The sequence below is a fragment of the Deltaproteobacteria bacterium genome (assembly GCA_019309545.1).
GTDB lineage: Bacteria > Desulfobacterota > Desulfobaccia > Desulfobaccales > Desulfobaccaceae > Desulfobacca_B.
This window is the reverse complement of sequence record JAFDGA010000023.1, coordinates 1-14,244: the sequence shown is the minus strand read 5'-3', so window position 1 is coordinate 14,244 and position 14,244 is coordinate 1. Positions and strand designations below refer to the sequence as shown.

Annotated in this window: 14 protein-coding genes; 7 read left to right on the top strand and 7 right to left on the bottom strand. The window is 56.0% G+C overall.

Annotated features, from left to right (window positions below):
• Positions 1-529: 529 nt before the first annotated feature.
• Positions 530-1,507, bottom strand: a complete 978-nt coding sequence (locus JRG72_08235) for an ROK family protein (protein MBW2135204.1) — start codon at positions 1,505-1,507, stop codon at positions 530-532.
• A gap of 32 nt (positions 1,508-1,539) precedes the next feature.
• Positions 1,540-2,169, bottom strand: a complete 630-nt coding sequence (locus JRG72_08230; protein MBW2135203.1) for a threonylcarbamoyl-AMP synthase — start codon at positions 2,167-2,169, stop codon at positions 1,540-1,542.
• A 155-nt stretch (positions 2,170-2,324) separates the two neighbouring features.
• Between JRG72_08230 and JRG72_08225 the strand changes: the two genes are divergently transcribed.
• The 7 genes from JRG72_08225 to JRG72_08195 all read left to right on the top strand — a co-directional run bounded on the left by JRG72_08225 (position 2,325) and on the right by JRG72_08195 (position 9,452).
• Positions 2,325-3,185 carry a DUF89 family protein gene (locus JRG72_08225; protein MBW2135202.1) on the top strand — a complete coding sequence of 287 codons (861 nt, stop codon included), beginning with the start codon at positions 2,325-2,327 and terminating at the stop codon, positions 3,183-3,185.
• Between the two features lie 178 nt (positions 3,186-3,363).
• Complete coding sequence (locus JRG72_08220; GenBank protein MBW2135201.1) at positions 3,364-3,810, top strand: Hsp20/alpha crystallin family protein; 447 nt, start codon at positions 3,364-3,366, stop codon at positions 3,808-3,810.
• Between the two features lie 62 nt (positions 3,811-3,872).
• On the top strand, positions 3,873-6,263 hold the full coding sequence (gene lon, locus JRG72_08215) for an endopeptidase La (protein MBW2135200.1): 2,391 nt from the start codon (positions 3,873-3,875) through the stop codon (positions 6,261-6,263).
• 50 nt (positions 6,264-6,313) lie between these two features.
• Positions 6,314-6,694 (top strand): holo-ACP synthase, encoded by a 381-nt coding sequence (locus tag JRG72_08210; GenBank protein ID MBW2135199.1) that lies wholly within the window; start codon positions 6,314-6,316, stop codon positions 6,692-6,694.
• Positions 6,695-6,714: 20 nt separating this feature from the next.
• Positions 6,715-7,605, top strand: coding sequence for a complex I NDUFA9 subunit family protein (locus tag JRG72_08205; protein ID MBW2135198.1), 891 nt, complete (start codon positions 6,715-6,717; stop codon positions 7,603-7,605).
• A 526-nt stretch (positions 7,606-8,131) separates the two neighbouring features.
• Positions 8,132-8,356: a hypothetical protein gene (locus JRG72_08200; GenBank protein MBW2135197.1), complete on the top strand. Its 225-nt coding sequence runs from the start codon at positions 8,132-8,134 to the stop codon at positions 8,354-8,356.
• 1 nt (position 8,357) lies between these two features.
• On the top strand, positions 8,358-9,452 hold the full coding sequence (locus JRG72_08195) for a carotenoid 1,2-hydratase (GenBank protein MBW2135196.1): 1,095 nt from the start codon (positions 8,358-8,360) through the stop codon (positions 9,450-9,452).
• 118 nt (positions 9,453-9,570) lie between these two features.
• Here the strand turns inward: JRG72_08195 and JRG72_08190 are convergent, their stop codons facing one another.
• Genes JRG72_08190 through JRG72_08170 form a run of 5 tightly spaced genes read right to left on the bottom strand, consistent with a single transcriptional unit; the run spans position 9,571 to position 13,787 of the window.
• Complete coding sequence (locus tag JRG72_08190) at positions 9,571-10,638, bottom strand: GAF domain-containing protein (GenBank protein MBW2135195.1); 1,068 nt, start codon at positions 10,636-10,638, stop codon at positions 9,571-9,573.
• Between the two features lie 58 nt (positions 10,639-10,696).
• Positions 10,697-11,740 carry a pyruvate synthase subunit beta gene (locus tag JRG72_08185; GenBank protein ID MBW2135194.1) on the bottom strand — a complete coding sequence of 348 codons (1,044 nt, stop codon included), beginning with the start codon at positions 11,738-11,740 and terminating at the stop codon, positions 10,697-10,699.
• The gene (porA, locus tag JRG72_08180) at positions 11,740-12,921 is read right to left on the bottom strand and encodes a pyruvate ferredoxin oxidoreductase (protein MBW2135193.1); all 1,182 of its coding nucleotides are present in this window, start codon (positions 12,919-12,921) and stop codon (positions 11,740-11,742) included. Before porA ends, JRG72_08185 begins: the two co-directional genes overlap by 1 nt.
• A 2-nt stretch (positions 12,922-12,923) precedes the next feature.
• A complete protein-coding gene (locus JRG72_08175) occupies positions 12,924-13,226 on the bottom strand; it encodes a 4Fe-4S binding protein (GenBank protein MBW2135192.1) in 303 nt (100 codons plus the stop codon).
• Positions 13,227-13,238: 12 nt separating this feature from the next.
• Positions 13,239-13,787 carry a 2-oxoacid:acceptor oxidoreductase family protein gene (locus JRG72_08170; GenBank protein ID MBW2135191.1) on the bottom strand — a complete coding sequence of 183 codons (549 nt, stop codon included), beginning with the start codon at positions 13,785-13,787 and terminating at the stop codon, positions 13,239-13,241.
• Positions 13,788-14,244: the final 457 nt, after the last annotated feature.

Here is a 14,244-nt window from a genome sequence, read left to right as displayed (position 1 = left end):
GTTGCGATCAAAGAGCTAAAATGCCCCCTCACCCTCGCCATCTCCCCCGCCAGGGGGGGAGAGGGGATAAAGGATAAAATTACTCATTTGAAAGCTAATCGGTATTAGTGGCAGTCGTAAAGAAGGCAATAAGCTGAGGCGAGGTATCGGTAGGGGCTAAATGGACTGAGGTTAAGGGGACGGGTTGCGACCGAGAGTTTGCGTTTTGACCCAGACTTATGGTAAATTGGCTCAAAAGTCATGGGGAAGATGGCATGCGCCCGTATAATCATTGGTTATTCCATGAACATTTTGAGCTGGTAATAACCATGAGCCAGCTTTACCAGAAAATGTCGGCGGAAGACCTGCTACAAGTTTTGAATGTTCACTTTCCTAAACCTTCCCCACCTCCGGAATTAGCAGGTTCGCTAAATCTCCCCCCCTGGACCAGATACGATATTGACTCCTTAGTAGACGATTTTTGTCTGTTTTTTAGAAAATCATAGGTAGCCAGGGGGCTGATAACCTCTGCGCCTTTAACCTCCGCTCGTCATGGGACCTTGTCCCAGGCCAGTCTGGCCGCGCCCAAGAGTCCGGCGTTGTCCCCCAACGTGGCCGGGACCACCTGTAGTTGCCGACGGGGAAAAAGGGTCAGACGGTGATCTAGTTCATCCTCTAAGGAGCCGATAAACTGATCCCAGGCCAGGCTGAATTTGCCGCCGATGACTACCAGGGAGAGCCCCATGAGGTGAACCACATCAGTAACAGCCTGACCCAAGGCTCGGCCCACCCGGTTAAAGGCAGCTTGCGCCAGCGCATCTCCGGCCTCGGCGGCCTGTTGCAACTGACGGCCGCCCAGACTTTCCGGATCCTGTTCCCAACTGGCCCGTAAACAGGAAGATTCACCGGCGGCCAGACGGGCCTTGACCCAGGCCACAGTCCAGGGTGCGGAAGCCAGGGTTTCCAGACAGCCCCGGTTGCCACAGTTGCAGACCTCGCCCTGGGGATCAATGGTAATATGGCCGATTTCCGCCGTGGACCCAGCTTCTCCAGGCCATATCTTGCCGTTGAGCACCAACCCGCCGCCCACGCCGGTACCCAGGGTGATCCCTAAAATATTTGCCCTACCCTGCCCGGCCCCCAGCCATTGCTCACCCAGGGTAAAGATATTGGCATCATTATCCATGACCAGCGGCCAAGGGAGCAAATCCCGGGCCGCGGCGCCCAATTGATAGCCATTTAGTTCAGGCAGATTAGGAGAAAAAATTACCCGACCTTCTTCAGGCAGCACCCGACCGGGGACGCCCATACCGACCGCCTGAATCTGAATGCTCTGATTCTGGGTTTTCCGGGCCATAGTAGTGATTGCCTCTGCCAGTTTCTCCAGCAGGACCTGAGCGCCCCGGCCTTTGGGAGTAGGAAAAGCTTGCCGGTCCCGGATCTCACCCTGGCCGGTGACCAGAGCCAGACGGAGGTTAGTGCCCCCCAAATCTACTCCGATGACTACCGGTTCTTTATCAACTTGCATATTTATCCCTTTGGAATTAATAAATTACTGAATCAGATAAGATACTCCTTCAGGGCGGAAGAGGCTATAGCGCCTGGACGCACCAGCCGGGGGGGCTGTTGTGTCACATCCAACACCGTGGAAGGCCAGCCGCCGGGACAGGGGCCGCTGTCCAGAATCAGCGCCAATTCGCTTCCCATCTCTCTTTCCACTTCAATCGCCGTAACTAAGGGCGGTTGGCCGGAACGGTTGGCGCTGGTGCCGGTCAAGGGTGAACCATAAGCCGTAGTCAGGTTGCGGACCAGGGGATGGCTGGATTGCCGCACCCCAATAGTTCCAGTCCCGGCCGTTAACTGACGCGGAAGGGACGGGCTGGCCGGCAGGATCAGGGTCAGGGGACCGGGCCAGAACCGGGCCATCAGTTGGAGCGCCACGGAAGGCACTCTCAACGCCACCTGTTCCACCATCTGAACATCGGCCACCAATACCAAAAGCGGTTTGCTCTGAGCCCGACCCTTGATGGCCAGAACCCGGTTCAGGGCTGCCTCCTGAAAGGCATCAACCGCCAGACCATAATAGGTCTCGGTTGGACAGGCGACCACTCCCCCGGCTCGCAATATCTCCAGCGCCTCCTGGAGTAAGGCGCGATCTTCCGGTGAATGCCAGCTTATCACGCGTGCCATATCTTAGATCAATTTACCGTTTTCAGCCCCAATTAGCAAATAAATCGGCTGATCTGATTTTCCCCTCAATTCCTAGGAAGTCTTTTCCCGGACTCACTCTCTTGACTACCAGGGTCCGGGAGGGCGATAATTGATCTGTCCAGGAGGTCGGCGACATGGCTCGGATGAGTGTGCAACCGGAATGTTATCCTTGTTTGCAGCGGCTGATCGATCTGACCGTGGAATTGGCCACTGCTGATCCCTTTTTGCAGGCCCAGGCCCGGCAGCAGGCCCAGGAGATCCTTGACCGCCAGTTTTTGCCAGGGGCGATTCCCGCGGTGATTGCCAATCAGTTTCATCAGGTCCTCAAAGATCTTACCGGCAATCCGGACCCGTTTGCCGCGTCCAAGTCTTCTGAGACCGAGGTGATGCGGCGGTTCTCCGCCCAGATTATCCCGCACTGGGGCCGTGATCTGTCTTCCCTGTTGTCGCTAGCGGTTATTGGCAATGGTATCGATTTTTTCCGCTCCGGCAACGAAATCATGCAGGAGCTGGCCGGCCCGGTGAAGTTGGTGGACTCTGACCTGGAGTTGTTCCAAGCCCGTCTGGCCCGCCCCGGGGTGATGCTGTATCTGGCCGACAATGCCGGAGAACAGTTCTTCGACCTGCCACTGGTACGCGGGCTTAGACAACAGGGCTGGCAGGTAATCTATGTGGTGAAAGGAGGCCCCATCCAGAACGATCTGAGCCGGAATGATCTATTGGCTTCCGGACTGGCGCCGGACCTGGAGCCGGTGGTGGATAGCGGAGCACCTATGGTCGGGCTGGTGCTGGACGAGGCCAGCCCCGAGTTCCGCCAGCATTATGATGCCGCCGACCTGATCCTTGCCAAAGGTATGGGGCATTTTGAAACCCTTGCTCATCTCGACGATCCCCGGATCTTTTTTCTCCTGCAAGCCAAATGTCGTCCTATCGCTGAGGCCCTGGGGGTGCCCCGGTTTAGTTTTGTATTCAAGGCCTTATCCTCTCTCTGTTAGTAGCCCCAATTTTGCTGCCTTTGATTATCAGGGAAAATTTGTCGCCCGCCAAAAACCTTAACTTACTCTTTACAAAAGAGTTATCCTGCCTTAACATTAATTCAATTCCGATGATTGACTCTCGGCTGCGGCCTGCGGTCACCTTAAAATGGGAAAATAATTTGTGAGGAGAGCCTCGATGGGCTCCATTAGAATTCGCATTGCCAAGGATTTTGAGCGCTTGGAAGAGCAGATGCGCCGGATGATGGAAAACCTGTTCGGTCCGGTGAATCCCTTTGTAGCTTCACCCCTGCCTCGGTTCCGACCCGCGGTCGATGTTTACGAAACTCCCGACGAAATGGTCCTGCGCATGGAACTGGCCGGGGTAATTAAGGAGGAATTGTCTCTTACCCTGAACCAACAGCAGTTAAACATCAGCGGTCGGCGGCGGTTCTTTACCAATGATCCAGTCCAGCGGTTTTTGCAACTGGAAATAGACTACGGCCTGTTTGACCGGACCTTTCAGATTCCGAAATTAATTGAGGAGAGCCAGGTTCGGGCGGAATATAATAACGGCATCCTGGAAGTGCGCCTGCCCTTCCGTCGGCCTTCTCCGGCTAAAACCATTCCCGTAAAGGAAGAATAGTGCAGGATGCGCTCCCTGGCTTCCTTAATACGAGATTATCAAGTTAAATGGAAAATATTAATATGAGCTTACCGAAAAACTTAAAGACAGAATCGGCGCTACCGGAAATCCCTGCGGCCACTGAGGCCGAGGCCTCCCGGTTATTGCCCATTCTGCCCATGAACGAGCTGGTGCTCTTTCCTCGGGTGGTAATCCCGTTGACGGTGTGGGAGGACTCAGCCCAGCATCTAGTGGATGAAACCCTACTAAAAGATAAAATCATTGGCATCCTGGCCAGCCGCCAACCCACCATAGAGGCCCCGACCCTGGAAAATCTTCATAAAGTCGGCACCGCCGCGGTAATCTTAAAGATGGGCAAAACCCAGGACGATGTGTTGCGTCTGTTGATTCAGGGGCTGTATCGTTTCCGGGTGGAAGAGGTGGTGGCCCAGGAACCTTATTTACAGGCCCGGGTGACGCCGATCTCTGAGGACTTTGAGTCCGACATGGAGATCGAAGCCATGGTCTCCAACGTCAAGGGCCTGTTTCTGAAAATGTTGGAGCTGTCGCCCTATCTGCCTACGGAACTGGGGGCCATGGTTCGGGAGATCGATGATCCTCGGGTCCTTGCCGATGTCATCGGCGGCAGCATGAATATTGCCAAGAACGATAAACAGAATCTGCTGGAAACCATCGACGTCAAGGAACGCCTGCGCAAGGTTTTGAGCCTGGTTAATCGAGAGATGGAGATCCTCGAGTTGGGCAAAAAAATCCAGAACCAGGTCAAAGGGGAGATAGATAAAGCACAACGGGATTACTACCTCCGGGAACAGATCAAGGCCCTCCAGAAAGAGCTGGGCGAGGTCGATGACCGCACCCGGGAAATTGAGGAACTGCGGACCCGGCTGGAAGATAGTCAGCTCCCGGAAGCGGCCTTCAAGGAGGCCGAGCGCGAGCTGAACCGCCTCAGCCGGATCCCGCCCACCTCTCCCGATCATCAGGTCATCCGTACTTATCTGGAGTGGATGATCGAGTTACCCTGGAATGTGGCCACCGAAGACAACTTGGATCTGCAGCAGGCCCGCCGCATTCTGGATGAAGATCACTATGACCTAGAAAAGGTCAAAAAGCGCATCCTGGAATATCTGGCGGTGCGCAAACTGAAGCCCGACATGAAGGGGCCGATCCTCTGTTTTGTGGGGCCGCCCGGCACCGGCAAGACCTCGCTAGGGAAATCCATTGCCCGGGCCTTGGGCCGCAAGTTTGTCCGTATGTCTCTGGGCGGCGTTCGGGATGAAGCTGAGATCCGTGGCCACCGGCGGACCTACGTGGGGGCCTTGCCAGGGCGCATCATCCAGAGCATCCGCCGCGCCGGTAGCAACAACCCGGTGTTTATCCTGGATGAAATCGACAAAATCGGCGCCGATTTCCGGGGCGACCCATCCTCGGCACTGCTCGAGGTCCTGGACCCGGAACAGAATTTCTCCTTTTCCGACCATTATCTGGAAGTCGGCTTTGACCTGTCGAAGGTGATGTTTCTCACCACCGCCAACATGCTGGACACCATCCCTCCAGCCTTGCGGGACCGTATGGAAGTCCTGGAACTGCCGGGCTATACCGAAGAGGAGAAACTGCAGATTGCCTATGATTACCTGCTACCTCGGCAACTGGCGGCCCACGGCCTGCAACCCGAGCAACTGGAGATTACCCCCGAGGCCATGCGGCGGGTGATCGCCGAATATACCCGAGAGGCCGGGTTGAGGAACCTGGAGCGGGAGATTGCCGCCCTCTGCCGGGGCGTCGCCCGGGAAATCGCTGAGGGCCTTTGCACCCAGAAGCGGATTACCGAAGCCGAGATTCCAGCCTATTTGGGGCCTTTGCGCTTCTACCGGGAGCCAGCCCTGGAACATCCCGAACCGGGAGTGGCAACCGGTCTGGCCTGGACCCCGACCGGCGGAGAAATCCTGTTTATTGAAGCCCTGCGCATGCCAGGCAACAGCCGCCTCAAACTCACCGGGCAACTGGGGGAGGTTATGAAAGAATCGGCCGATGCTGCCCTGAGCTATATCCGGGCCCGCGGCCCTTATTTAGGGGTGGCCGAGGATTTCTTCGACAAAACCGATATCCATATCCATGTCCCGGCCGGGGCCATCCCCAAGGACGGTCCTTCCGCCGGAGTGGCAATGCTCACCGCCCTGGTATCACTGTTATCTGACCGGCCGGTAAAAAAGGGGCTGGCCATGACCGGCGAGATTACCTTGCGGGGCCATGTCCTGCCGGTCGGCGGCATTAAGGACAAGGTGCTGGCGGCGCACCGCGCCGGTCTTCGGGAGATTATCCTCCCGGCCCGGAATGACAAAGATCTCGAAGAGATACCCGAGAATGTAAAAAAGCGGCTTAAGTTTCACCTGGTGGAGCGGATGGACCAGGTTTTGGAGATTGCCTTCAGCAATCATCCCCCGAAACTGGGGTAATACTGGGGGCGACCCGGCGGGTGGCCCCGACAGAATATGGATAACAAATTATGATCTACGGTATCGGGGTTGATCTGGTCAAAATCTCGCGTCTGGCCGCCACCGTGACCCGATTTGGGGACCGTTTTCTGAAACGGGTCTTCACCCCCCAAGAAATCGCCTACTGCCAGGCACGGGCTAGACCGAAGAGCAATCTGGCGCTGCGTTTTGCGGCCAAAGAGGCCTTTTCCAAAGCCCTGGGGGTGGGTCTGCGGCAGAATGGCATTCGCTGGCGGGAGGTAGAGGTGGTGCCAGCCCCTTCCGGGCGACCGGATTTGCGGATCTACGGCCGAGCCGCTGAGCTCTGCCAGCAGGCCGGTATCCGGGCGATGCTGGTTACCCTGAGCGACGAGGGCGAGTACGGGGTGGCGGTGGTGGTGCTGGAAACCTGACATTAAACGGGAGGGTACCTATGCTGGTTCTGGTCACCGGTGGCAGCGGATTTGTCGGCAATCAGGTGGTCGCCGAATTATTGGCCCGGGGGCACCGGGTCCGGTGTCTGCTGCGCCGAGGCTCCGAGAAAAAATTAAAAGCGCTCAATCAGGTAGAGGTAGCCCCGGGCGACGTTACCCACCCCGACACCTTGCCGCCCGCGGTCAAAGACTGTGATGCGGTTATCCATTTGGTGGGAATCATCCGGGAATTTCCCGGACGCGGGGTGACCTTTGAAAAGCTCCACCAGGACGCCACCCAGCACGTGGTGGAGGCCGCCCAGGCCGCGGGAGTACAGCGCTATCTGCACATGAGCGCCCTGGGAGCTCGCCCCGCTCCTGCTGATCCTTACCATGTCACCAACTACCGGGCCGATGAATATGTCCAAGGTTCGGGCCTGACCTATACCATTTTCCGGCCATCGGTGATTTACGGCCCAGAGGACCAGTCGATCAATCTGTTTGTCCGCCAGATCAAGACCCATCGGATCGTGCCGATCATCGGCGATGGCCGCTATCAGATGCAGCCGGTGCCGGTGTGGACCATGGCCCAAGCCTTTGCCCTGGCCCTGGAAAAGCCTGCCACCGAAAACCGCATCTATGACGTCGGCGGCCCGGAACCGCTGACTTTCAATGAAGTCATCAATACCCTGGGCCAGGTATTACACCGCTGGGTCTTCAAGGTGCACCTGCCGGTGGGGATGATGCACTGGCTGGCCGGTTATTTGGGCCGCTTTGCCTGGTTCCCGCTGACCCCCGGCCAGATTCGCATGCTCTTGGAAGGCAGCACCTGCGACCCGACCGCCTTCTACCAGGACTTCGGCCTTGAACCGATCTCTTTCAAGGAGGGCTTGGATCGTTATCTGAGCTGAGATTTTGATAATCTGCCAGATCCACCAAAGAAAACCCATGATCAAGTGCCAATTGCCTGCCTTGGCATCCGATACCGAGGGGTTGTGTATCCTCCACTCCCGGCAGCCGGATAAAGATGGCACTGCCTTTGACCCCGCGCTTCAGGAGAAACTCTCAACGGCAGACTATGATTTTAGGGGAGTCTTCTTCTCTGGCCCGGTCTCTTTTGCTGGGCAAGTATGCGACAAATCAGCCAAATTTAGGGAGACCGAATTTGCTGCGGCTTACTTTGGGTAGGCCGAATTTGCTGGTACAGCTAACTTTATGGTGACCAAATTTAATGGTGTGGCTGGATTTAGGATCGCAAAATTTACTGATCGAGCAATTTTTCATTCTAATAGGCCTTTTCAGGCCGATTTCCGTAACCTTGCCTTTGACCGGGAACCAGGGGTGTGCTATTTCAAGACCTGTCGCTGGCCGAGGCTGAATTCTCCGGCACCGATATGGGGCGCCTAGAAGTCAAGAATATCTCCTGGCATTCTTTACATGGCCGAGAGGCGGTATATCGAGGTCTTATTACGTGATAAAGAACCCTTCATCTGGAGGCGGCTTACTTATCGCCTCGATCCGAAGTCCCATGTTCGCGGGCAAGACTATGCCCGCGTCGAAGAGCTATACCGCGGTCTCAAGCTCAACTATGAGCAGGCCGGTGATTACAAACAGGCGGGGGAGAATAACTTGCGGTGGGACCCGTCGGCCAGGGCTGTTTAGTATGGGCGCCTTGATCGCCGCGCTAATTCTGGTCCTAGGCTGGGTGGCCCTGGCTGCTGGGGGCGATTTTAAGATGGCCTTGCCGGGGCGGCCCTTTCAATTTCCCCAAGATCACGCCGCGCATCCTGATTTTAAGACTGAGTGGTGGTATTACACCGGTCATCTGGAAGCCATTGATGGTGGCGAACGGTTCGGTTACGAGCTGACCTTTTTCCGGGTGGGTTTGAAGAAACCGGATCCTGAGGCCCGCTCCGCCTGGGCATTGCACACGCTTTATTTTGCCCATCTGGCCCTGACCGATATTAACCGGGGAACTTTTTTTTATAAGGAAAAGGTGGGCCGGGGGGCGCTGGGCATGTCGGGGGCGGCTACCGACCGCTACCGGGTGTGGATCAATGATTGGCAGGTCAAACTCCACGGTCAGATTCACCAACTACAGGCCCGATCGCCGGAATTAACCCTGGCGCTGTCGCTCAGCCCGGAAAAGCCTTTAGTGGTGCACGGCGCCGACAATATCAGCCAGAAGGCCGAAGGAGCCGGGTTTGCCAGCCACTATTATTCCTTTACCCGTCTGGCCACCCAGGGCCAATTGACTTATCATGGCCGCACTATTCCGGTCCGGGGTGAGAGCTGGATGGATCATGAGTTCAGCAGCAGCCATCTGAAAGACTACCAGGTGGGTTGGGACTGGTTCGCCCTGCAACTCGCGGACGGGCAGGAGATTATGCTATATCTGCTGCGCCACCGGGACGGAGGTGTTGATCCCCATTCTTCCGGGACCCTGGTCGATGCCCAGGGTCGCGGCCGCCATCTGAAATTGGCGGATTTTCAGGTCCGAACCACGGCTACCTGGCAATCCCGGCATTCCGGGGCCCGCTACCCGGCGGGCTGGCAGATTGCCATTCCACAGTCGGGCTACAAACTGAAAATCACTCCCACGGTCGCCGACCAGGAACTGGTGACCACTCTGAGCACCCGGATCACTTACTGGGAGGGAAGCGTCCGGGTCATCGGCACCAGATTCGGCCAACCGGTGAGCGGCCAGGGCTATGTCGAACTTACCGGCTATGCCACGCCCCTAGGGGGAAAATTCTAGATAGTTAAATAAAAATTGCTAGACTTGGAAAACGAGGATGGATAGCTCCTTCCTAGATCAGCCTCGATAAGTCGGGCCAGGGGCCGCGGCGCTAAAATCAGCCCCTAGTCCTTATGATCTAAATACTGCGGGTAAAACCGGTAAAGCGATAGAGATCGCTCATGATCTCCTCGTGTTCGCCTTTAAGTTTCTGATACATGCGGGCGTTCTCCAAGGCCAGGGCGGCTTGCTCGGCCAGGGAAGAAATGAAGGTAATTTCATCTTCGGAATAATCCCGGGGTTCGCTGCTATAAATGCGCAACACTCCGATAACATTACCCTTCAGGCTGATCGGGACTGAAAGGATGGAGCTGATGCCTTCCTCGGCGCAGGCCTGAGGATACTGGGCCCGGGGATCGGAAGAGACGTCATACATAGACACTGCTTTGCCGGTCATGGCCTCGGCAATCGATTTATCGGCTTCAACCGGGCCCTTGTTGATATAGCGGTCGCTCAGACCGTAACTGGCGACCAGCTCCATCCGGCGGCGTTTTTCATCCAAGAGCCGCACCGCCGCGGCCTTGATATCCAGGGCGGTAGTCGCAGTCTTAACTAAGAGATGGAGGATCTTCTGCACTTCCAGGGTGGAATTAATGGCCTTGGAGACCTGTTGCAGGGCTTTCAGCAACTCCAGTTCTTTGAGACGAGCTTCGTACATCTGGGCGTTAATGATCGCCTGACCCCCCAGTTCGGCCACCGCGCAGGCAAATTCCACTTCATCCATGGTAAATTCCCGGGGCTCTGAGGTCAGCAGCCGCATGACCCCGATAACCTGGCCTTTTACCAGAATGGGAATGGCCACCAGGGTGGCGATGCCTTCCTCTTTGGCCTCCTGAGGGTACTGCATGCGGGGATCGCTAGTAGCATCATAAATCGCCACCGGGCGGCCGCTTAAGGCCTCGGCGACACTCTTATCCATATCCACCGGCCCTTTATGCAGGTATTTTTCACTGATGCCGGTAGAAGCCATCAATTCCAGGGTGTTGGTCCGGGGGTTGACCAGGCGGATGGTGCAACCCTTGAGATTCATCACCTCGGTCATCTTGTTGACGATCAACTCCATGACCTCGTGCACCGACAGGGTGGAACTGACGGCCCGGCTGATCTCCTGAAAACTTAACAGGTAAAGCCTTTCTTTGGTGGTCATCTTTATATCTCCTTTTTAAACATTAAATTTTTAGAAGCCGTGCGTCCAGTCTTAGCTGTCAGGTATGTTGAAATTCCTCCCGCAGTTTCTTATAGGCCTCATCCATCTGCTGCTTGAGTTGATCGAGGTATTGCTGGAAACTGGTAGTAAGTTTGGTTTCGAGATCAACCTCCTCGCTCAGTCTCAGAAGACGGTCATATTCATTATTGACGTTTTCCTGGATGATCTCAATGTCCTCTTCGGTCAGATGCGCAAAGCGTCTTTGCAGCTTCAGGTATTCCCGCACCGGCTTGGGCTTGGTGACCTTGCGATTCAAGAAGTACTTGCCGTTGATTACTTCGTATAACGGGAACACCCGGGTCTGAACCGCCAGGCGGGCGATTTTCACGGCATAGCGGCCCTCGTGTCGCCACCCGGTGGGACAGGGAGAAAAGGCATGGAGATACGCCGGTCCCTGGATCAGCGCGGCCTTTTTCACCTTGTTCATCAGGTCGAGATAGTAGGCCGGATTGACGGTGGCGACGTAAGGGATTTTGTGGGCCACGGCAATAGCCGGCAGATCTTTTTTGAAATGGCCTTCGCCAATCGATAATTTACCAGGAGGTGAAGTGGTGGTAGCGGCGCCGTAGGGGGTCAGGCTGGAACGCTGAATACCGGTATTCATGTAGGCTTCGTTATCTAGACAGAGATAGATAAAGTTATGGCCGCGTTCCCATGCCCCGGACAGGGCCTGGAGGCCGATATCGGCGGTGCCGCCGTCCCCGGCCACGGCCAGGATGGGAATATCATCCCGGGTGATCTTGCCTTTTCCCTTCATGATGCGCAGTGCTGCCTCAACCCCACTTGCCACCGCCGCGGCGTTCTCAAAGGCCACATGCAGCCAGGGGACCCGCCAGGCGGTCTGGGGATAGGCCGAGGAGATGATTTCCATACAGCCGGTAGCGCTGACCACTATCATTTCCCGCCCCAACGCCTTGGCCGCCAATCTGAGGGCCAACACTTCGCCGCAACCCTGACAGGCTCGGTGTCCCGGGGCCAGCGGCTCAAACTCCGGCAAGTGCTGCGGATCAAATTTCTCAAAAGTATCCAGTGCGGTTTCCATTATACTTCCCTCAGGCCGATGTGGGTGTATTCCGAGGCTGGAGGGCCTTGGCTGGCGTATTGTTCGGACAGTTCGACGATCTCAAAGAAGTCGTGCACGGTAACATCGCGGCCCCCTAAACCCAGCACAAAACCAAATACCTGGGGGCGGTTCGGCAAGGTATAGAGCGCCGACCGCACTTCCTGACACACCGGCCCGGAGTGGGCTCCCAGGGAAATATGGCGATCGACCACGGCAATAATGCTGGCCTGGCGCACTGCCTCCCGAAACTCCGGCAACGGAAACGGCCGCCACAGCCGGCAGCGGATCAGGCCCACTGCCTTCCCCCTCTCCCGCAGACGATCCACCGCGCCCATGGCGGTGCGGCTGATGACCCCCATGGTCATCAGCAGAATCTTGGCACCTTCCACCCGATAGGCTTCAATCGGAGCATAAGTCCGGCCAAAACGGCGGGCAAATTCCTGCCAGGCAGCCAGGATGGTCTGTTTCGAGTTGACCAAGGCGTCTTCTACCTGCTTTTTGGCTTCGGTATAGACCTCGGGGATGCCTACCGGCCCCATAGTCACCGGATGGTCGATATCCAGTTTCAATTGCTGACGGTGTTCCGGCAGATAATCACCCAGTTCTTCTTGGTCAAAGAGATAGATCGGTTCGATGACATGGGTCAGATTAAAGCCATCAATATTAACCACCATAGGTAACAGCACATGGGGATCGCGCACTACCCGAAAGGCGTGCAGGATAGAGTCATAGGCCTCTTGACCGTTTTCACAAAAGACCTGAATCCAGCCGATGTCCCGTTCCGCCATGATATCGCTGTGATCGTTCCAGATGCTGATCGGCCCCGATAAGGCGCGGTTGGCGACCACCATGACGATAGGCAACCGCAGGCTGGAGGCAATGAAGAGAATTTCGTGCATCAGCGCCAACCCCTGGGAACTGGTGGCGGTAAAGGTGCTGGCCCCGGCGGCTGCAGCCCCGACCATGGCGCTGATGGCTGAATGTTCCGATTCGACATTCATAAAGTTGGCCTGTAGCTCACCATTAGCCACCAGTTCGGACAAGTGCTCCACGATATGGGTCTGCGGAGTAATGGGGTAAGCCGCAATGACATCGACATCGGCTTGCTGCACGGCTTTGGCCACCGCGATCGACACTTCCATCGGGGTTCGAGTCGGCATGATTACTCCTCTTCCTCTACTAGGGTGATGGCGTCTTTGGGGCACTCTTCCGCACAGATGCCGCAGCCCTTACAATAATTCAAGTCGGGCTCATAGTTTCCGGACGCAGTTTTGGTCATGGCCAGGTCAGGGCAATAAATCCAACAGAGGCCGCACCGGTTACATTTCTCCGGATCGACCACCGGTCGTTGCAGCCGCCAGGTGCCGGTCAACAGGTGAGTGGAACTGCCCGGTTCCAGAATAGCACACCCAAGCGCCAGGTTGCGCCAGCCAATGATAGCTCTTTTTTCAACCTTTTCGGCCATTGCCCCAGCCTCCTAATCGATGGCGGTATTCCAATAGGCCTGCATCAGGGCCTCTTTATTTCTTCGGGCCAGCAGGGTGCCAAAGCGCTTCAGCAGCGGCTTTTCCAGTGAGGTCAGCTCCACAATGCCGGCAGCGCGCACCAGGGCCCCTAAAATGGACACGCTGACGATCGGCGCGTGCAACACTTCCAATGAAATACTGGTGGCGTCAACTACTGCCAGGTGGAGATCGGAGCGCAGTTTAGGTTTGTGTTCTTCTAAGGTTTTTTTGCTGTTCAGAATCAGCCAGCCGCCGTCTTTAAGACCACTAGTGACATCGACAATACGCAACAGTGTAGGATCGAGGACCGCCACAATATCTGGTTCATAGATCTGCTCGCGCAATTTCAGGGCTTCATTACCGGCCCGCACAAAGGCCAGCACCGGGGCGCCGCGGCGCTCTGGCCCAAAACTGGCAAAACCCTGGGCATAGCGGCCCTCCGCAATGATGGCCATACTGAGAATTTCGCAGGAAGTTACTGCCCCCTGTCCCCCACGGCCATGAAAACGGATCTCGATCACCCCGGAGCTCCTTTGGTCAAAAAATCGTCCATTTGGGCTAACCACCTATGTTGGGCTTGGAGACTGCTTTCAGGTCCGGTCCCCGTCGGCCTTCACAATGGCCGCATCCGATTTTTCTGTCCGCAAGCCTGGAGATTACCGGAACGAATTCTATAAAACGAGATAGACTGAAGATAAGGAGAAAGCCGCGTTTTGAGCTATTGGGTTCCTAACTACCCCTGACTTGCCCAGGGTGGTCTACTTAACGGTGACCGGATATTTATGGGAACCCAAGGGCATCGGTATTAATTTTCCCGGATTGATGATGAAGTATAGGAAAATTCAAGTAATCCAAGTACCAATAGCATCCACGCCCCGAGCTTTCGGTGCCTGCCGGACCCCACTACTTAATAATTTAGCATATAATTCCAGGGAATCAAAAGATATTTTAATTTTTAAGATTGATTCCTCAGGCATT